The organism is Streptomyces sp. NPDC021115, from assembly GCF_044333065.1.
Classification (GTDB): domain Bacteria; phylum Actinomycetota; class Actinomycetes; order Streptomycetales; family Streptomycetaceae; genus Streptomyces.
Genome location: NZ_JBIRQF010000007.1, coordinates 229,355 through 247,921, shown reverse-complemented (window position 1 = coordinate 247,921; position 18,567 = coordinate 229,355). Strand labels below are relative to the sequence as shown.

16 protein-coding genes are annotated in these 18,567 nt (G+C 70.0%); 4 read left to right on the top strand and 12 right to left on the bottom strand.

The genetic code is table 11. The annotated features are described in order from the left end of the window. Positions 1-69 precede the first annotated feature (69 nt). A complete protein-coding gene (locus ACH4TL_RS23500; protein WP_398317375.1) occupies positions 70-2,691 on the bottom strand; it encodes an ABC transporter permease/substrate binding protein in 2,622 nt (873 codons plus the stop codon). Then, positions 2,684-3,832, bottom strand: coding sequence for a glycine betaine/L-proline ABC transporter ATP-binding protein (locus ACH4TL_RS23495; RefSeq protein WP_398317372.1), 1,149 nt, complete (start codon positions 3,830-3,832; stop codon positions 2,684-2,686). The genes ACH4TL_RS23500 and ACH4TL_RS23495 overlap by 8 nt, the downstream gene beginning before the upstream one ends. 233 nt (positions 3,833-4,065) lie before the next feature. Here ACH4TL_RS23495 and ACH4TL_RS23490 point away from each other — a divergent pair, with 233 nt between their 5' ends. From ACH4TL_RS23490 to ACH4TL_RS23475, 4 genes are all read left to right on the top strand, one after another. Beyond that, positions 4,066-4,977 carry a 5'-3' exonuclease H3TH domain-containing protein gene (locus tag ACH4TL_RS23490; RefSeq protein ID WP_398317759.1) on the top strand — a complete coding sequence of 304 codons (912 nt, stop codon included), beginning with the start codon at positions 4,066-4,068 and terminating at the stop codon, positions 4,975-4,977. 74 nt (positions 4,978-5,051) lie between these two features. Continuing rightward, entirely contained in the window at positions 5,052-5,930 is an 879-nt protein-coding gene (locus ACH4TL_RS23485; protein ID WP_398317369.1) for a siderophore-interacting protein, read from the top strand. A gap of 400 nt (positions 5,931-6,330) precedes the next feature. After that, entirely contained in the window at positions 6,331-7,122 is a 792-nt protein-coding gene (locus ACH4TL_RS23480; RefSeq protein ID WP_398317365.1) for an IPT/TIG domain-containing protein, read from the top strand. A gap of 120 nt (positions 7,123-7,242) precedes the next feature. Next, on the top strand, positions 7,243-8,505 hold the full coding sequence (locus tag ACH4TL_RS23475) for an IPT/TIG domain-containing protein (RefSeq protein ID WP_398317362.1): 1,263 nt from the start codon (positions 7,243-7,245) through the stop codon (positions 8,503-8,505). A gap of 23 nt (positions 8,506-8,528) precedes the next feature. Here the strand turns inward: ACH4TL_RS23475 and ACH4TL_RS23470 are convergent, their stop codons facing one another. From ACH4TL_RS23470 to pafA, 10 genes are all read right to left on the bottom strand, one after another. Then, positions 8,529-11,354: a DEAD/DEAH box helicase gene (locus tag ACH4TL_RS23470; protein ID WP_398317359.1), complete on the bottom strand. Its 2,826-nt coding sequence runs from the start codon at positions 11,352-11,354 to the stop codon at positions 8,529-8,531. A gap of 79 nt (positions 11,355-11,433) precedes the next feature. Beyond that, positions 11,434-12,399: a twin-arginine translocase subunit TatC gene (gene tatC, locus ACH4TL_RS23465; protein WP_398317356.1), complete on the bottom strand. Its 966-nt coding sequence runs from the start codon at positions 12,397-12,399 to the stop codon at positions 11,434-11,436. A 62-nt stretch (positions 12,400-12,461) separates the two neighbouring features. Continuing rightward, positions 12,462-12,749: a Sec-independent protein translocase subunit TatA gene (gene tatA / locus ACH4TL_RS23460; RefSeq protein ID WP_398317353.1), complete on the bottom strand. Its 288-nt coding sequence runs from the start codon at positions 12,747-12,749 to the stop codon at positions 12,462-12,464. A 233-nt stretch (positions 12,750-12,982) separates the two neighbouring features. Then, the gene (locus ACH4TL_RS23455; protein ID WP_398317350.1) at positions 12,983-13,207 is read right to left on the bottom strand and encodes a hypothetical protein; all 225 of its coding nucleotides are present in this window, start codon (positions 13,205-13,207) and stop codon (positions 12,983-12,985) included. A gap of 50 nt (positions 13,208-13,257) precedes the next feature. Continuing rightward, positions 13,258-13,521 (bottom strand): hypothetical protein, encoded by a 264-nt coding sequence (locus ACH4TL_RS23450; protein WP_055553417.1) that lies wholly within the window; start codon positions 13,519-13,521, stop codon positions 13,258-13,260. Positions 13,522-13,565: 44 nt separating this feature from the next. Further along, complete coding sequence (locus tag ACH4TL_RS23445) at positions 13,566-14,525, bottom strand: YafY family protein (protein WP_179933350.1); 960 nt, start codon at positions 14,523-14,525, stop codon at positions 13,566-13,568. A gap of 21 nt (positions 14,526-14,546) precedes the next feature. Beyond that, a complete protein-coding gene (locus tag ACH4TL_RS23440) occupies positions 14,547-15,524 on the bottom strand; it encodes a helix-turn-helix transcriptional regulator (RefSeq protein ID WP_398317346.1) in 978 nt (325 codons plus the stop codon). Positions 15,525-15,640: 116 nt separating this feature from the next. Beyond that, positions 15,641-16,015 carry an FKBP-type peptidyl-prolyl cis-trans isomerase gene (locus tag ACH4TL_RS23435; protein ID WP_055553411.1) on the bottom strand — a complete coding sequence of 125 codons (375 nt, stop codon included), beginning with the start codon at positions 16,013-16,015 and terminating at the stop codon, positions 15,641-15,643. Positions 16,016-16,069: 54 nt separating this feature from the next. Continuing rightward, positions 16,070-17,059 (bottom strand): FKBP-type peptidyl-prolyl cis-trans isomerase, encoded by a 990-nt coding sequence (locus tag ACH4TL_RS23430; protein ID WP_398317343.1) that lies wholly within the window; start codon positions 17,057-17,059, stop codon positions 16,070-16,072. Positions 17,060-17,202: 143 nt separating this feature from the next. Then, complete coding sequence (pafA, locus tag ACH4TL_RS23425; protein ID WP_398296237.1) at positions 17,203-18,564, bottom strand: Pup--protein ligase; 1,362 nt, start codon at positions 18,562-18,564, stop codon at positions 17,203-17,205. Between the last annotated feature and the right edge of the window lie 3 nt (positions 18,565-18,567).

The window sequence follows — 18,567 nt, the reverse complement described above, 5'->3', positions numbered from 1 at the left end:
CCGCCGCGGTCCGGAGCGAGGAGGCTCCGGACCGCGGCGGCGGGTGGTGTTACCGCGGGGCGAGAGGGGTCAGGGGGTGACCGGCGCCATCTTGTCGACGATGCCGGGGTGGGCGTCGATCCACTTCTGGACGCCCTCCGCCTCGTTGCCCTTGCCCGCGTCCTGCACGGCCTGCTCCAGCGTCGCGAGCTCCTTCTCCGTCATGTGCCACTTCTTCAGCCACCCGTTGAACTCCGGGTACTTCTTCGGGAAGGACTTGTTGGCGAGAGTGTGGAGCTGGTTGCTGGCCCCGAACGCCTTGTCCGGGTCCGCGAGCTTGGTGAGCTTGTACTTGCTGTACGCCCAGTGCGGGGTCCACAGCACGACGGCCACCGGCTCCTTCTTGGCGTAGCTGCGCTCCAGCTGCGCCAGCATCGCCGGGGACGAACCGTCGGAGACCGTGTACTCCTTGTCCAGGCCGTACTGCTTCAGAACCTTGCCCTTGAGGAGCTTCATCTCACCGGTGCCCGGTTCGATGCCGATGATCTTCCCCTTGAAGAGGTCGGCCTTGCCCTTGAGGTCGGCCAGCGACTTCACGTCCTTGACGTACGAGGGCACGGCGATCTCAAGGGAGGTCTTGTCGTACCACGACCCGACATCGACCAGGTTCTTCTTGTATCTGTCCCAGTACTGTTTCTGCGCGACCGGTAGCCAGCCGTCGAACTCGACGTCCACCTGGCCGGTGCTCATCCCGGTGAACATCGAGCCGACGTCGTACTGCTTGATCGACGGCTTGTAGCCGCGCTTCTCCAGGACGTTCTTCCACAGGTACGTGGTCGCGATGTCCTCGTCCCACGGGAAGTAGCCGATCTTCGGCGCGGCGCCCGCGTCCTTGCCCTTCTGCTCGGCGCCGCCGGGCACCGGGGCGAGCTTGTTCGCGATCCCCGGGTTGTCCTTCATCCAGGCGCGCACACCCTGCTGCTCCTTGCCCTTGCCGGCGTCCTGAATGGCCGACTCCAGGCTGGTGAGCTGCTTCTCGCTCAGCTTGAAGTTCTTCATCCACTTCGCGATCTGCGGGTTCTTCTTGGAGAAGCCCTTGCGCGCGATCGTGTCGATGTGGTCGCCCTTGCCGAAGGCGCCCTTGGGGTCCTTCAGCTTGGTGAGCTTGTACTTGTCGTACGCCCAGTGCGGGGACCACAGGGTGACCGCGATCGGCTCCTTCTTGGCGTACGACCGGTCCAGCTGGGACAGCATCGCCGCGGTGGAGCCCTTGACCAGGGTGTAGTCCTTGTTCAGGCCGTAGCCCGGCATGACCTTGTCCTGCATCAGCTTCATCTCACCGGCGCCGGGCTCGATGCCGATGATCTTCTTCTGGAAGGTGCTGGACTTGGTCTTGAGGTCGTCCAGCGACTTCACGCCCTTGACGTACGACGGGACCGCGACCTCCAGCGAGGTCTTGTCGTACCAGGAGCCGAGATCCTCCAGCTTGTCCTTGTACTTCGCCCAGTACGTGGCGTGGGTGGCCGGGAGCCAGGCGTCGGTCTGCATGTCGATGTTGCCCGCGGCCATGCCGGTCCACAGGGCGCCGACGTCGTACGACTGCACCTTGGGCTTGAAGCCGCGCTCCTCCAGCAGCTCCTTCCACAGGAAGGTGGAGGCGACGCCCTCGTCCCAGTTGATGTAGCCGAGGTTGACCGACTGGCCCTTGCCGACGTTGGCGGAGACGGTGGGGCCGCTCTCGTTGCCGCCGAACATCTTCATGCCGCCCGCGACCAGCGCCAGGACGACCACGCCGACCATGGCGACCGAGGTCGCGGGCCGCCAGTGGAGCACCCGCGAGCCGCTGAGCGCCTTGGCCCGCTCCTTGGCGAGCGCGCGGCGGGCCAGCGGGGAGACGCGCTGATTGAGCGCGCTGGTCATCCGGTCCAGGTACATGGCCAGGATGACCACCGCGATGCCGCCCTCGAAGCCCATGGCCACGTCGACGGAGCTGATCGCCTGGAAGACGGTGGACCCCAGGCCCTCGGCGCCGACCATACCGGCGATCACGACCATGGACAGCGCCAGCATGATCACCTGGTTGACGCCCGCCATGATGGTGGGCAGGGCCAGCGGCAGCTGGACGCGGCTCAGAGTGCGGCGCGGATGGGTGCCGAAGGCGTCGGCCGCCTCGACCAGCTCCGCGTCGACCTGGCGGATGCCCAGCTCCGTCATACGGACGCCCGGGGGCATCGAGAAGATGACGGTCGCGACGACGCCGGGGACCACCCCGAGGCCGAAGAAGAAGATGCCGGGGATCAGATAGACGAAGGCCGGCATCGTCTGCATGAAGTCCAGCACCGGGCGGATGGCGGCGCTCACGGCGCGGTTGCGGGACGCCCAGATGCCCAGCGGCACCGCGAACACGATGGTGATCACGCCCGCGACCAGCACCAGCGCGAGGGTGTTCATCGCCTCGCCCCACAGCTCGATCGAATCGATGAGCGCGAATCCGGCGAAGGCGAGGACGGCGGGCAGCAGCCCGCGCAGCCACCAGGCGAGCACCGCGAGGATGCCCGCCATCAGCAGCGGCTCGGGCGCGCTGAGCACCGAGTTCACCCCGTCGTACATGCCCTGCACGACGGAGGAGATGAAGTCGAAGAACCAGCTCAGGTTGTCACGGAGCCAGTTGACGCCGGAATTGATCCAGTCGCCGAGTTCGAGCCTAGGCACCGGTGATCACCTTCTTCGCGGACTCGGGCGCGTCCGGCGCGTCCGGTGTCGACGGCGTGGCTCCGTCACCGCCGGTGTCCCCGTCGCCGAGGACGGCGAGCAGCCGGGCGCGCGGGACGACGCCGACGAGGCCGCCGTCGCCGTTGGTCACCGCGACCGCGGTGGCGCTGCGCGAGCAGGGGGTGAACAGCTCGATGATCGGGGTGTCGGTGCCGACCGTCGCGGGGGCGGCGTCCAGCACGTCCTGCTCGGTGCGCAGCGGCGTGCCGTCGTCGGCGGTGGTGCCCAGCACCTCGGCGGGGTCGGACATGATCGCCCCGGCGGTGAGCACCCGGGACCGGTCGACGTCCTGGGTGAAGGAGGCGACGTAGTCGTTGGCCGGGGTGACCAGGATGTCCTCGGCGGTGCCGATCTGGACGATCCGGCCGTCGCGCATCACGGCGATGCGGTCGCCGAGGCGCATGGCCTCGTTGAGGTCGTGGGTGATGAAGACGATGGTCTTCTTGAGCCGCTTCTGGAGCTGGACCAGCTGGTCCTGCATGTCGCGGCGGATCAGCGGGTCGAGCGCGCTGAAGGACTCGTCCATCAGCAGCACGTCGGCGTCGGTGGCCAGGGCGCGGGCGAGGCCCACGCGCTGCTGCATGCCGCCGGACAGCTCGTCGGGCCAGGACTTCTCCCAGCCGGCCAGGCCGACCATCTCCAGGGCCTCGGTGGCGCGCTTCTCACGCTCCTCGGCCGGTATGCCCTGGACCTCCAGACCGTACCCGGCGTTCTCCAGCACGTTGCGGTGCGGGAAGAGGGCGAAGTGCTGGAAGACCATGCTGATCTTGTGGGAGCGCACCTGGCGCAGATCGCGCGGGCTGAGCGCGGTGAGGTCGTCGTCGTCGAAGAGGACGCGTCCGGCGGTCGGCTCCAGCAGCCCGTTCAGCATGCGCAGCAGCGTGGACTTCCCGGACCCGGACAGACCCATGACGACGAACGTCTGCCCCGCCTCGACCGCGAAGGAGGCGTCGACAACAGCGGCCGTCGTACCCTCCGCCCGCAATTTCTCGCGGTCCGCACCGCCCTCGAGGTCGGCTACCGCCTCATCGGGTCTTCTGCCGAACACCTTGTACAGGCCCTCGGCTCGCAGTTTGGACACATATACCTCTCAGATCGCACCAAAAAACGACCCGCCACCCCCGCCGGCAGGTCGTGGAACAGTGCGGCACCGGTCCGCATGCCCTGCGCAATAGTTGAATCACACAATGGCCTCGTTCCGGCGGCGCACCTGCCCCGCTCCTTATGGCGTAAACCATACGGTGACCCAGCTCACATTCCCAGTCCGGGACTGTCACCGACGTACGGCATCATCGAGGTGTGACCCGACGCCTGATGCTTCTCGATACCGCTTCGTTGTACTTTCGCGCCTATTTCGGAGTGCCCGATTCGGTCAGGGCGCCCGACGGCACTCCGGTGAACGCCGTACGGGGGCTGCTCGACTTCATCGCCCGGCTCGTCCAGGACCACCGGCCGGACGACCTGGTGGCGTGCATGGACTTCGACTGGCGGCCCGCCTGGCGGGTCGAGCTGATCCCCACGTACAAGGCCCACCGGGTCGCCGAGGAGGCCCCGGAGGCGGCCGGGGTCGACCAGGAGGAGGTGCCGGACACCCTCTCCCCGCAGGTCCCGGTGATCGACGCAGTGCTGGACGCGATCGGCATCGCCCGGCTGGGCTCCGCGGGCTACGAGGCGGACGACGTGATCGGCACCCTCGCCGGGCGCGCGACCGGGCCGGTCGACATCGTCACCGGCGACCGCGACCTGTTCCAGCTGGTCAGCGACGAGCGCGAGGCGCGGGTGCTCTACCCGGTCAAGGGCGTCGGCACGCTCCAGCTGGTGGACGAGGCCCTGCTGCGCGAGAAGTACGGGGTCGACGGCGGCGGGTACGCGGACCTGGCGCTGCTGCGCGGCGACCCCAGCGACGGCCTGCCGGGGGTGCCCGGGGTCGGCGAGAAGACCGCCGCCAAGCTGCTGGCCGCCCATGGCGACCTGGCCGGGATCATGGCCGCGGTCGACGACCCCGCCTCGAAGCTGACCCCCGCGCAGCGCAAGCGGCTGGACGAGGCTCGGCCGTATCTCGCGGTCGCCCCCAAGGTCGTGCGGGTCGCCTCCGACGTACCGCTGCCCGCGTTCGACGCCGCCGTGCCGCGGGCGCCGCGCGACCCGCGCGCGGTGGACGCGCTCGCGGAGCGCTGGGGACTGGGTGGATCCTTGCGTCGGTTGCTCTCCACCCTTGAGGGATAAAGTGTTAGGTTAGCTTAACCTAACTCGTTATCGATCAAAGGTGTCGATCAAGGTTGTCGACCAAGGAGGCCGCCATGGCAGACCGTCCGGCCCGTAAACGTCCACGGCCCCACCGGGCACAGGTGGTCCGCGCCGAGCAACTGACCCCCCACATGGTGCGGGTGGTGCTCGGTGGCGGCGGTCTCGCCGGCTTCAGCGCCGGTGAATGGACCGATCACTACGTCAAGCTGCTGTTCCCGGCCGAGGGCGTGGCGTATCCCGAGCCGTTCGACCTGGAGCGGATCCGCGAGGAGTTCCCGCGCGAGCAGTGGCCGGTCACCCGTACGTACACGGTGCGCGCCTGGGACCCGGCGGCCCGCGAGCTGACGATCGACTTCGTAGTGCACGGCGACGAGGGGCTGGCCGGGCCCTGGGCGGCGCGGGCGCGGCCCGGGCAGGAGATCTACTTCTCGGGGCCGGGCGGCGCGTACGCCCCGCGCGAGGACGCCGGCTGGCACCTGCTCGCCGGTGACGAGAGCGCGCTGCCCGCGATCGCCGCCGCGCTGGAGCGGCTGGCGCACCGGCCCGGGGGTGCGGGCGGGGCTCCGGTGCACGCCTTCATCGAGGTCGAGGGCCGGGAGGAGGAGCACAAGCTGACCGTTCCGGACGGCGCCGAGGTGACGTGGCTGCACCGGGGCGCCGCACCGGTCGGCCAGGCGCTGGTGGCGGCCGTGCGCGGGCTGGACTTCCCGGCCGGGCAGGTGCACGCCTTCGTGCACGGCGAGGCGGGCTTCGTGAAGGACATCCGCCGCCATCTGCGGCTGGAGCGCGAGGTGCCGCGCGAGTGGCTGTCCATCTCCGGCTACTGGCGGCGCGGCCACAACGAGGACGGCTGGCAGGCGTCGAAGCGGGAGTGGAACCAGCAGGTGGAGGCCGAGCAGGAGGGGCAGCGCCCCGAGGAGGCCGCCGCGTAGGGCATCGCGCACGCGCGCGCATAGGCGGGCGGGTGGACGGCTGAGGCCGCCACCCGCCCGCTTTTCCTTTTCGACGGGGGGATTTGAGGGGGCGTACGACGGCAGAGAAAACCCGTTAAGGGGCATTAACCCTACTTACACATGAGTCTCTGGTTGCCCCCGTTCCACCTTCCGGCTCCGTCACCCGATGGCTTAAATCGGAAGGAGCGAGATTGACGGCGCCCCTCGTTGACGGCGCCGAATCGCTTCATCCCGAAGACCCGCCCCCAGGCGCCGGCCCCGAGGCCACGGGTCTTTCACCCGCCCTTCCCGCTCACCGGGACGTCCTCCGCGGCCGCGGAGCAGCCATCGGCCTGCTCTCCGCGCCCCCGGCGCAGCGGCACACCGAAGGAGAAGGATCATGGCAACCATCACCTCCGTGGTGGACACGACCACCAGCACCAACCAGGGCAAACCCGGGGACACCGTCCAGATCAACGGCACCGCGCTGGCCACCACCACGCGCGTGAACTTCGGCGCGGCAACGGTCACCCCGACGGGCGTCACCGCCACCCAGGTCACCTTCGTCGTGCCCAGCACGGCACCGTGCTCCGGCCAGGTCTCCGTCAGTGTGACCAGCAGTACCGGCGCCACCAGCAACGCGCTGCCGTTCTTCGTCATCGCCGCACCCACGACCACGGCCCTGAGCGTCACCTGTCTGCCCGCCGCCACGGGCGGCGCGGCGACGCTGTTCGGCACCAACTTCCTGACCGGGACACAGGTCGGGGTGGGCACCGTCGGCAACGTCGCGGTCACCCCCACGCAGACCAACCAGGTCACCTTCACGGCGCCGGCCAACCCGGGGCAGGTCGGCGCCGTGTCGACCCAGGCGGTGACCATCACGACCGCGGGCGGCACCAGCACCTCGGGCACCACCCTGGTCGACTACTACCTCACGCCCGCCATCACCAGCGTGGCCCCCGCGACCGGCACGGCCGGAGACGACGTCACCATCACCGGCACCTCCTTCGTCGGCGTCGACACCGTCACCTTCACCGACAGCGCCGCCGCCACCGCCACCGCGGTCTTCACACCCGTCAGCGGCACCCAACTCGTCGCCACCGTGCCCGGCGGGCTCGCCACCGGCGCCGGGACCATCACGGTCCACACCTGCGGCGGGACCTCCAACGCCCAGGCCTTCACCATCACCTGACGGCCGGGGGACGACCGAGCGCCGACCGCGTCACCGCACTGCCCTTAGTGCCCTGGCCGACCGCCCGACCGGCCAGGGCGCTGCCGTCTGCCGTCGAGGTACGAGAAGGAGAACAGCGTCATGGCCCCCATCGTGACCAGCGTCAGCCCCGCCCAAGGTGCCCCGGCGGGAGGAACCCCCGTCACCATCACCGGCTCCGGCTTCACCGGCGCCACCGCGGTCAGGTTCGGCACCGGCCTGGCCACGAACGTGGTCGTCGTGAGCGGTACGCAGATCACGGCCAGGACGCCCGCGGGGACCGGCACGGTCAAGGTCACGGTCACCGGACCGTCGGGGACCAGCTCCCAGAACGTGTTCTTCACCTACACCACCGTCGCGGCTCCCGTCCTCACCGCGCTCAGCCCGGCCTCGGGTCCCCCCTCCGGCGGCAACGCGGTCACCCTCACCGGCACCAACCTCACCGGCGCCACCTCGGTCATGTTCGGGATCAACCCCGCCACCATCCTCACCAACACGGCCACCCAAGTCACCGTCACCGCCCCCGCGGGCACCGGCGGGGTGGCCGTCGTCGTCACCACTCCCGGCGGCACCAGCAACGCGCTCGGCTATACCTACGCCGCCGCCCCCGCACCGTCCCTGACCAGCCTCAGCCCGGCCTCCGGGCCGACCGCGGGCGGTAACACCGTCACCCTCAACGGCACCAACCTCTCCGGCGCGACCTCGGTCATGTTCGGGATCAACTCGGCCGCCATCCTCACCAACACCGCCACCCAGATCACCGTCACCGCTCCCGCCGGACCGGCGTCCGCGGTCAACGTCGCCGTCACCACGCCGGGCGGCACCAGCAACGCGCTGCCGTACTTCTACATCACCGCGCCGACCGTCACCGAGCTGTCCACCCACCTCGGCCCGGCCAGCGGCGGCAACACCGTCACCGTCTTCGGCAGCAGTCTGACCCTCACCAGCGCCGTCAGCTTCGGCGGAAACCCGGCCACCGCCATCACCGTGATCTCCGACAGCCAGCTGACCGTCACCGCCCCGGCCGGTTCCGGCACGGTCCAGGTCACCGTCACCACCCCCGGCGGCACCAGCTCGACGGGGACCGGGAACCCGCACTACACCTACCTCGGCGCCCCCGTCCTCAGCAGCCTCAACCCGCCGGACGGCCTGGACACCGGGGACGAGTCGGTCGTCCTCGTCGGCAGCAACCTCACCTACACCGACGCGGTGACCTTCGGCGGCGTCCCGGCCCCGTTCGCCGCGATCTCGGACACCCAGGTCGTCGCCACCACCCCCGGCGGGCCGCCCGGGGTGGTGAGCGTCGTCGCCCACACCCCGGCCGGAAACAGCAACGCCCTCCCCTTCACCTACGACCCGTCGTGAATCCGGCCCGCCAGGGACCGGCCTCAGCCGACGGAGGAGTACGCCACGACCCCGCGCAGCAGCCCGTCGACCGCCTTGCGGGCGTTGCGCGCGACCGCGCCGTCCGGGGCCGCTGCCGCGATCTGACCCAGCACATCGATCAGCTGCTTGCACCAGCGCACGAAGTCACCCGCGGGCATGTCGACCTCCCGCAGCAGCTCGTCCAACCCGTGGCCGGACGCCCAGCGGTACGCGGCCCAGGCGAAGCCCAGATCCGGTTCGCGCTGGCCAACCCCCTCCGCCTGGTTGATCTTGTGCTCCTCCTCCAGGGCGTCCAGCCTGCCCCAGATGCGGACCATCTCGCCCAGCGCCTCCTTGGCGGGTCCGGTGGGGAGCTTGGGCGGCAGCGCGTCGTCCGCCGACCGGGACTCGTACACCAGCGCCGACGCGCACGCCGCCAGCTCGGCGGGCTTCAGCCCCTCCCAGACGCCGTCCCGCAGGCATTCGCTGGCCAGCAGGTCCAGCTCCCCGTAGAGCCGGGCCAGCCGTCTGCCGACGTCCGTGACCTCGTCACCGCGCAGATAGTCCAGCTCGGACAGCAGCGCGCAGATCCGGTCGAAGGTGCGGGCGATGGTGTTCGTCCGCCCCTCTATGCGCCGCTCCAGCTGGCGGGTGTCCCGCAGCAGCCGGTGGTAGCGCTCGCCCCAGCGGGCGTGGTCCTCGCGGTCGGAGCAGCCGTGGCAGGGGTGGGCGCGGATGGCGGCGCGCAGCCGCGCGATCTCGGTGTCGTCGGCCGCGCGCGAGCGCTCCTTGCGGTGCCGCCGCGCGTCGTGGTGACCGGCCTTGGTGCGCAGCGCGGAGGCCAGGTCCCGGCGCGACTGCGGGCTGCGCGGGTTGAACGACTTGGGGATCCGCATCCGGTCCAGCGGCTCGACCGGCACCGGGAAGTCGATCGACGCCAGCCGCTTGACCTGGCGCTCGGCGGTGAGCACCAGCGGGCGCGGCCCGTCGTGGTGCTCGAAGCCGCGGTGGCCGTTGGACCGCCCGGCGGCCAGCCCCGGGTCCAGCACCAGGGCGAGCCCGGCGAACTTGCCGGTGGGCACGTGGATGACGTCGCCCGGACGGAGCTTCTCCAGCGCCACCGCGGCGGCCGCCCGGCGCTGCGCCGCGCCCTGCCGGGCGATCTCGGTCTCGCGGTCCTTCAGGTCGCGGCGCAGCCGCGCGTACTCGTCGAAGTCGCCGAGGTGGCAGGTCATGGAGGCGCGGTAGCCCTCCAGCCCCTCCTCGTTGCGCTGCACCTGACGGGAGATCCCGACGACCGCCTTGTCCGCCTGGAACTGGGCGAACGAGGTCTCCAGCAGCTCCCGCGAGCGATGCCGCCCGAACTGGGAGACCAGGTTGACCGCCATGTTGTACGAGGGCTTGAAGGACGAGCGCAGCGGATACGTGCGCGTGCCGGCCAGGCCCGCGAGGGCGGCCGGGTCCATGGCGCGCTGCCACAGCACCACCGCGTGGCCCTCGACGTCGATGCCGCGCCGCCCGGCCCGCCCGGTCAACTGGGTGTACTCACCGGGGGTGATGTCGGCGTGCTGCTCCCCGTTCCACTTGACGAGCTTCTCCAACACCACCGAACGGGCGGGCATGTTGATGCCGAGCGCCAGGGTCTCGGTGGCGAACACCGCCTTGACCAGGCCGCGGACGAACAGCTCCTCCACGACCTCCTTGAAGGTGGGCAGCATCCCCGCGTGGTGGGCCGCGATGCCCCGCTCCAGGCCCTCCAGCCACTCGAAATACCCCAGCACATGGAGGTCTTCATCGGGGATGCCCGCGGTGCGCTCCTCGACTATCGCCCGCACCTGGGCGCGCGCCGCGTCGTCGTTGAGCCGCAGGCCCGCGTACAGGCACTGCTGGACGGCCGATTCACAGCCCGCCCGGCTGAAGATGAAGGTGATGGCGGGCAACAGCCCCTCGGCGTCGAGCCGGTCGATGACCTCGGCTCTGCCCGGGGTCCAGATGCGGCTGCGCTGGCGGCGCTCGCGCTCCCGGTCGGCCTCCCGCATGTTGTTCCGCCCCCGGCGCTTGTCGCGGCCGAAGGCGGGGCGGCTGTTCTCCATCCGGGCCAGCCGGACGAGGTCGGGATTGACCTCGCGGCGGCCGGACTGGTCGCCGTCCTTCCCGCTCTTCTCCTCGAAGAGGTCGTACATCCGGCGCCCCGCCAGCACGTGCTGCCACAGCGGCACCGGGCGGTGCTCGGAGACGATCACCTCGGTGTCGCCGCGCACGGTGTCCAGCCAGTCGCCGAACTCCTCGGCGTTGGAGACCGTGGCGGACAGCGACACGAGCGTCACCGACTCGGGGAGGTGGATGATGACCTCTTCCCAGACGGCGCCGCGGAAGCGGTCGGAGAGGTAGTGCACCTCGTCCATCACCACATAGCCGAGGCCCAGCAGCGACTGGGAGCCCGCATACAGCATGTTGCGCAGCACCTCGGTGGTCATGACGACCACCGGTGCCTCGGAATTGACGCTGTTGTCCCCGGTGAGCAGGCCGACCTTGTCCGCGCCGTAGCGCTTGACGAGGTCGGCGTACTTCTGGTTCGACAGCGCCTTGATGGGCGTGGTGTAGAAGCACTTGCGGCCCTGGGTGAGCGCCAGGTGGACGGCGAACTCGCCCACGATGGTCTTACCCGAACCGGTGGGAGCGGCGACCAGCACACCCTTGCCGGCCTCGAGGGCCTGGCACGCCTCGATCTGGAACGGATCCAGCGCGAAGGCGTACATCTCGCGGAAGGGGGCCAGCGCGGTGGCCTGCTCGGCGGCCCGGATGCGGGCCGCCGCATAGCGCTCGGCGGGAGATAGCTCGTCGGTCATCGTATGTACGAGACTACCGGCCACCTCCGACAACGCACGCGATCTTTACGGCGGGATGGGGATCGGAGCCCCGTCCCGCCTACGTGACGTCGTCGTAGCCGTTGCGCCGCACCGGGTCGTCGGCTGCGGGCAGCTCGCCCGCGGCGACGGGCGCGCTGTCCTCGATGGGCTCCGGCGTCAGATCCAGGCTCGACGCCTCGTCGTCGCTCAGGCCGAAGTCGGGGTCGGCGGCCCGGCGCCGCGCCTTGCGCCGGTCGTTGAGGAGGGCGATGCCGACCGCGCCGAAGTAGAGCACGGTGACCGGCCCGGCCAGGGCGAACATGCCGATCGGGTCGGTGCTGGGGGTGGCCACAGCACCGAAGACCGTGATGCCCATGATCATGGCCCGCCACCAGCCGAGCATCCGGCGTCCACTGAGGATTCCGGTGAAGTTCAGCAGGATCAGCAGCAGCGGCAGCTCGAACGCCAGCCCGAAGACCACGATCATGCGGGCGAGCAGATCGAGGAAGTCGTCCAGCGGGAGCAGGTTGTTGGCCCCGCCGGGCGTGAAGTCGAGCAGGACCTTGGCGCTGGTCGGGAGGATCTTGTACGCGAAGAAGGCGCCGCCGACGAACAGCGGCACGCCGAGGCCGACGAAGAAGAGTCCGTACTTCTTCTCGTTGCGGTGCAGACCGGGCGCGAGGAACGCCCACAGCTGATAGAGCCAGACCGGCGTGGCCAGGACCAGGCCGGTGGTGAAGGAGACCTTCAGCATGATCGTGAACGGCGACAGCAGACCGTTCACGGTGAAGTACGCGCACTGCTTGCTGGCGCCGCTGTTGGTGAGCTGGGACAGCCGGGCCCCGCCGGGGCAGCCGACGGAATCCAGCACCGGCCGCATCAGAAAGTCGACGATGTCCTTGTAGAAGAACATCGCGACGATCGTGATCACGCAGATCGCCAGGACCGACCTCATCAGCCGGTTGCGCAGCTCGCGCAGGTGGTCCGCGAGGGGCATCCGCCCCTCAGGGTCCTTCTCCTTCTTGTTGCGGGCAGACTTGAGCAACCCACGTCCTCATCTCGTGCGTCGAACGGCGGCCGTCGGCGCCGCCGCCAAGTGGGCCCGGGTCAGCGCTTGGTGGTGTCGCTCGGTTCGGCCACCGGACGGGAGCTGGTGACATCGCCCGGAGCGGCCTGAATGGTGCGGTGGGCCTGGTCCTGGCCGGGGTTCGGCGGGTCCGCCGGGGCGTCCTGGTCCTGCTTGCCCTCCGACTTCATCGCCTTGGCCTCGCTCTTGAGGATGCGGGCGGACTTACCCAGCGAGCGCGCCATGTCGGGGAGCTTCTTCGCACCGAACAGCAGCAGAACGACGATCAGGATGAGGATGATCTCGGTAGCGCCGAGCCTTCCGAACATATTCGTCTACCTTCTCACCGAGGCGGCTGGGGTGGGGCTGCCGACCGTTCGGACAGGAGTCCGGCAGCCGTGCTGTCAGCGATCGTAGCGCGCAGGGGTGAATGCGGGGCAATCCCCATGCAGACGCCTGGTTGCGGCCCTCCGCCTCGACTCCAGGGCCACGACCAGCCAGCGTACCCCGCTTCCCTGTGATGCAGCAGGGCGCCGCCGATCAGCCGCCAGGGCGCCGCCGGTCAGTGGCCGCGGGTGCCGCCCTCGTCCCGGTGCACCGCTCCCACCTGCGCACTCAGCGGCCCGGTGGCCCGCTCCAGGTCCTCGGCGGCCCGGGTGATCCGCGCGGAGCTGTCCGACACCTGCCGGGCCAGTCTGCGCACCTCGGTGTAGACCCGCAACGAAAGCACGGCGAGGACGGCGATTCCGCAGAACGCGAGGGCGAGGGCGAGCATCGGCCAGAGCATGGGGCGACCCTATCGGGGCCGCCCCGGCCGCCGGACCGCGCGGTCAGAGGTCAGACGGTCGAGTGCAGCCGCAGGGTGCGCACCCCGCCGCCGGTCAGCAGCTCCACGATCCGCTCCCCCGCGGGCTTGCGCACCGCGCTGCCGCAGTCGGGACAGGTGAAGGAGTAGAAGGTGGTGCGGTCACTGGCCCCGATCGCCAGCCGCAGCGCACCGGCGGCCAGCTCGAACCGGCCCCGGCACTCCGGGCAGGCTGCCTTGAAGATCACCGAGGTGGGATTCCCCCCAGCGGTCACTGTGTGCGTCCCTTCACTCACCGCAAGCCCGTCACTCGCCGTACGCCCTCATTCACCGGAAGCCCTCACTCGCCATAGGCCGCAAGCGCTTGCCGCGCCGCGTCCCGGGCGCTGTCCGCGAGCCCCTGCGGCGCGACGATCCGGCCGTCCCTGCCGAGCCGCAGCGCCAGCCGGCGCAGGCTGCCGGGGTCCGGGGCGCGCAGCGTGATCCGCAGGCCCCCGTCGGGCAGCTCCTCCGCGCTGTCGTGCGGGTAGTACTCGGCGACCCAGCGCCCGCCCGGGCCGGTCTCGACGACCACCTCGGGGTCCTCGGCGCCGGTCTGCACCAGCCCGGTGGACGGATCGGAGAGGTCGCGCAGCTCGATCGGGGGCGGATCGGACGCCTCGTCCAGCAGCTTGATCTCCACGACCCGGTCGAGCCGGAAGGTGCGGCGCGCCTCCGACAGCCGGCACCAGGCCTCCACATAGGTGTGGCCGACGGCGAACAGCCGGATCGGGTCGACCTCGCGCTCGGTGACCTCGTCACGCGCGGGCGAGTAGTAGCGCAGCCACAGCCTGCGGCGCTCGGAGATGGCCCGGTCGACGTCGGCGAAGACGCCGCCCTCGGATTCGAAGGTGACCGACAGCCGGGAGCTGGCGCCCGCCACCTCGCCCGCCGCGGCCTCCAGCTTGGCGGTGGCCCGCAGCAGCGCCTCCCGGTCGCTCTCGCGCAGCCCGGGCAGGGTGGCGACGGCACGGGCGGCGACGAGCAGCGCGGTGGCCTCGTCGGCGGCCAGCCGCAGCGGCTCGGCGACATCGTCGGGGTTGTGCCACCAGATGCGCTCACCGTCGGTGTCGATGTCCAGCAGGTCCCCGCCGCGGAAGCTGGTGCCGCACAGCGGCAGCACATCGAGGTCGGCGATCAGCTCGTCCTCGCTGATGCCGAAGGCGCGGGCCACCTCGGCGACACGGGCCCCCGGGCGCTCCCGCAGATACGTCACCAGGGACAGCATCCGACGGGTCTGGTCAATGGCGTTTCCGGCCATGATGAAGTCGCTTCCGTCCCCTCAGCCCTTGGCCACGGCGCGCAGCCGCTCCACGACATCCGCCCGCAGCTCGTCGGGCCCCAGTACGACCACGTCCGGGCCGAATTCCACCAGCCAGGCGTCCAGCCCGTGCCCGTACGGGATCTCCAGCTCGTCCCAGCCGTCGTCCCCGGTACGGGTGGTCAGCGCCCTCGCCCGCAGCGGATAGCCGTGCCCGGCCCGCACCCTGATCCGGGCGGTGCCGGTGGCGGTCTCCCCCGCCCAGCTCTCGACCGTCTCCCGCACGGTGGAGTGGTCGGGCACCTCGGCGGTGTACGCGCCGGAGCGCAGCCGCACCCGGCCGGTGATCCGGGAGAGCCGGAAGACGCGCTCGGCGGACCGCCCGCGGTCCCATCCGGCGAGATACCAGTGGCCGCGCCAGCACTCCAGCGTCCAGGGCTCGACCTGGCGCTGCTCGGGGTGGGCGGCGTTGGACTTGCGGTAGTCGAAGACGACCGGGCGGCGGTCGCGGCAGGCGAGCATCAGCGGCTCGAACGCGGCCTCGTGGACCGGGATGTGCGGCTGGAGCGCGCTCTGCGGCTGGGTGTCGTACGGGTCCTCGGCGACCGGCATCCCGGCGGCGCGCAGCTTCTGGAGCGCGCCGCTCGCCGCGCCCGCGAGCCGGGCCTGCTGCCAGACGTTGGCGGCCAGGCCCAGGGCGGCGGCCTCCTCGGCGTCCAGGGTGATCGGGGGAAGGCGGTTGCTGTCCCGGCGGGCGAGATAGCCGACTTCGCCGTCCAGGCCCTCCACCGTCTCGATGACCAGGCCGAGTTCGCGCAGATCGTCTTTGTCGCGCTCGAACATGCGGTTGAACGCCTCGTCACCCGCGGCGGTGGAGCCGGCGGCCCCCTCCAGATACGCCTCTATGGAGCCCCGCAACTCCCGTTTGGTCAGCGGACGCCGGGTTCCCAGCAGGCACAGCGCCAGATTCATCAGCCGCTCGGCCTTGGCAATCGCCATCGACGCCCTTTCTTCTTGACCTTACGACCGTGACCGTACCGCTCCGGGCACGCACCGCAAAAGCCGAGGGCCCCCGCCCACGGGCGGGGACCCCAGCGTATGCCGTACGTGAGGTCTCAGACGGAGACCAGGTCGCACACGAAGATCAGCGACTCGCCCGGCTTGATCCGGCCGCCACCGGCGCCACGGTCGCCGTAGGCCAGGTGCGGCGGGATGATCAGCTGACGGCGACCGCCGACCTTCATGCCCTGGAGGCCCTGGTCCCAGCCGGAGATGACCTGGCCGACACCGAGCTGGATGCGCAGCGGGGTGCCGCGGTTGTAGCTCGCGTCGAACTCCTCACCGGTGGAGAAGGCCACGCCGACGTAGTGGACGGCGATGTTGTCGCCGGCCTTGGCGGCGGGCCCGTCGCCCTCCCAGATGTCCTTGATCTCCAGGTCCGCCGGCGGCTCGCCGCCCGGGAAGTCGACCTCGGGCTTGTCGATGCTCACGAAATTGCTCCTCGTTACGTTGTGGGCAACCCGCACACCCTACAGAACGACCGACTACAGAACGGCCAGGATGTCGACGGTGAAGACCAGGGTGGAGTTGGCCGGGATGCCCTTCTGGGCCTTCTTCCCGTAGCCCAGGTCCGGGGGTACGACGATCAGCACCCGGCTGCCGGCCTTCTTGCCCGTGAGCCCCTGCGACCAGCCCTTGACGACCTGCTGGAGGGAGAACTGGGCGAGCTCACCGCGCTTGTACGTGGAGTCGAACTCCTTGCCGCCGTCCCACAGCACGCCCTTGTACTGCACCAGCAGCGAGTCCTTCGCCGTGACCTCGGCGCCGTCGCCCTCGATGACGTACTCGGAGACGAGCTTCTTCGGCGCGTCCTTCTTGGGGACGGTGATCGTGGGGGCCTTGCCGTCGGTGTTGTCCGACACCTTGGGCAGGTCGAAGTTGCTCTGCGCCACCTTCTTGCCCTTGGCGGAGCTCTTGGCGTTGAAGGCGCCCTTGAGGTCGATGACGAACACCAGGGTGTCCGTGCCCTTGATGCCCGCCTGCGGCTGTCCCTGCTTGCCGTACGCGTACGCCGGTGGAACGGCCAGCTCCAGCCTGCTGCCGACGTTGCGGCCCACCAGCCCCTGGTCCCAGCCCGGCAGCACCTGGCCCTTGCCGACCGGGAAGGCGGCCGTCTGCTTCTTGTCGTAGGTGTTGTCCACGACCTTGCCGGTGTTCCAGATCTGGGCGAGGTAGTGCACCTGCACATAGTCGCCCTTGACCGTCTTCGGCCCGTCCCCCTTGATCACCGTCTTGACCGCAAGATCGGAGGACGGCTTCCCGCTACCCTTGGCGACCTTCGGCTTCTCACCGAACTTCTCGCCTCCCGTGATCTCCGGAACCGGTCCGCTCACGATCTTCCCGGTGGGCGCCGGTGAGGGCCCGGTCGGCTCCTGGGACGGCTTGGCCTTGTCGGATCCTGACTTGTCGTCACCGCAGCCCGCGAGCGTGAGCAGGCCCGCGGGCACGGCAAGGAGTACGGAGCGTCGGCGCACGGAGTCCTCGTTAGGTAGATCTTGCGATGGCCAATGCGCGCCACTTTACGGCGTGACGCGGGCCCCGTCCGAGAAACGCACGGGGCCCGCGTCATACATAAGCCGTACGCCGACTCAGGCCATACGCCGACTCAGCCAGCCGCCTACATACCGGCGATGAGTTTCTCCACCCGGTCGTCGACCGAACGGAACGGGTCCTTGCACAGCACCGTCCGCTGCGCCTGGTCATTGAGCTTGAGATGCACCCAGTCCACGGTGAAGTCGCGGCGCTGCTCCTGAGCCCGCCGGATGAAGTCACCGCGCAACCGGGCGCGGGTGGTCTGCGGGGGCACCGACTTGCCCTCGAAGATCTTCAGATCGTTGCACACCCGGGCCGCCTGCCCCCGCTTCTCCAGCAGGTAGTACAGCCCGCGGCGGCGGTGGATGTCGTGGTAGGCGAGGTCCATCTGGGCGATCCGCGGATGAGACATGGTGATGTTGTTCTTCGCCCGGTACCGCTCGATGAGCTGGTATTTCATCACCCAGTCGATCTCGGTGCCGATCCGGTCCAGCTCCTCGGTACGGATCGCCTCCAGGGTGCGGCCCCACAGCTCCAGCACCCGCTCCACGGTGCCGGTGCGGATGCCCCGGCGCTCGCAGAAGTCGACGGCCTTCTCGTAGTACTCCTGCTGCACCTCCAGGGCGGACGCCTCGCGCCCGCTGGCCAGCCGCACCTTGCGCTGCCCGGTGATGTCGTGGCTGACCTCGCGGATCGCCCGGATCGGGTTCTCCAGGGTCAGATCGCGCATCACCGTGCCCGCCTCGATCATGCGGAGCACCAGGTCGGTGGCGCCGACCTTGAGCAGCATCGTGGTCTCGGACATGTTGGAGTCGCCCACGATGACGTGCAGCCGCCGGTAGCGCTCGGCGTCGGCGTGCGGCTCGTCGCGGGTGTTGATGATCGGCCGGGAGCGGGTCGTCGCCGAACTGACGCCCTCCCAGATGTGCTCGGCGCGCTGGCTGACGCAGTACACCGCGCCGCGCGGGGTCTGGAGCACCTTGCCCGCCCCGCACAACAGCTGCCGCGTCACCAGGAACGGGATGAGAATGTCGGCGAGCCGGGAGAACTCCCCGTGCCGGGCCACCAGATAGTTCTCGTGGCACCCGTAGGAGTTGCCCGCGGAGTCCGTGTTGTTCTTGAAGAGATAGACGTCGCCCGCGATTCCCTCCTCGTGCAGGCGGCGCTCGGCGTCGACGAGCAGACCTTCGAGAATGCGCTCGCCGGACTTGTCGTGGGTGACCAGCTCGGTCACGTTGTCGCACTCGGGTGTGGCGTATTCCGGGTGCGATCCCACGTCGAGATAGAGGCGGGCGCCGTTGCGCAGGAAGACATTGCTGCTACGGCCCCACGAGACGACACGGCGGAAGAGGTACCGCGCCACTTCGTCAGGAGACAACCGGCGCTGTCCCCTGAATGTGCACGTGACGCCGTACTCGTTCTCCAGCCCGAAAATGCGGCGGTCCATGCC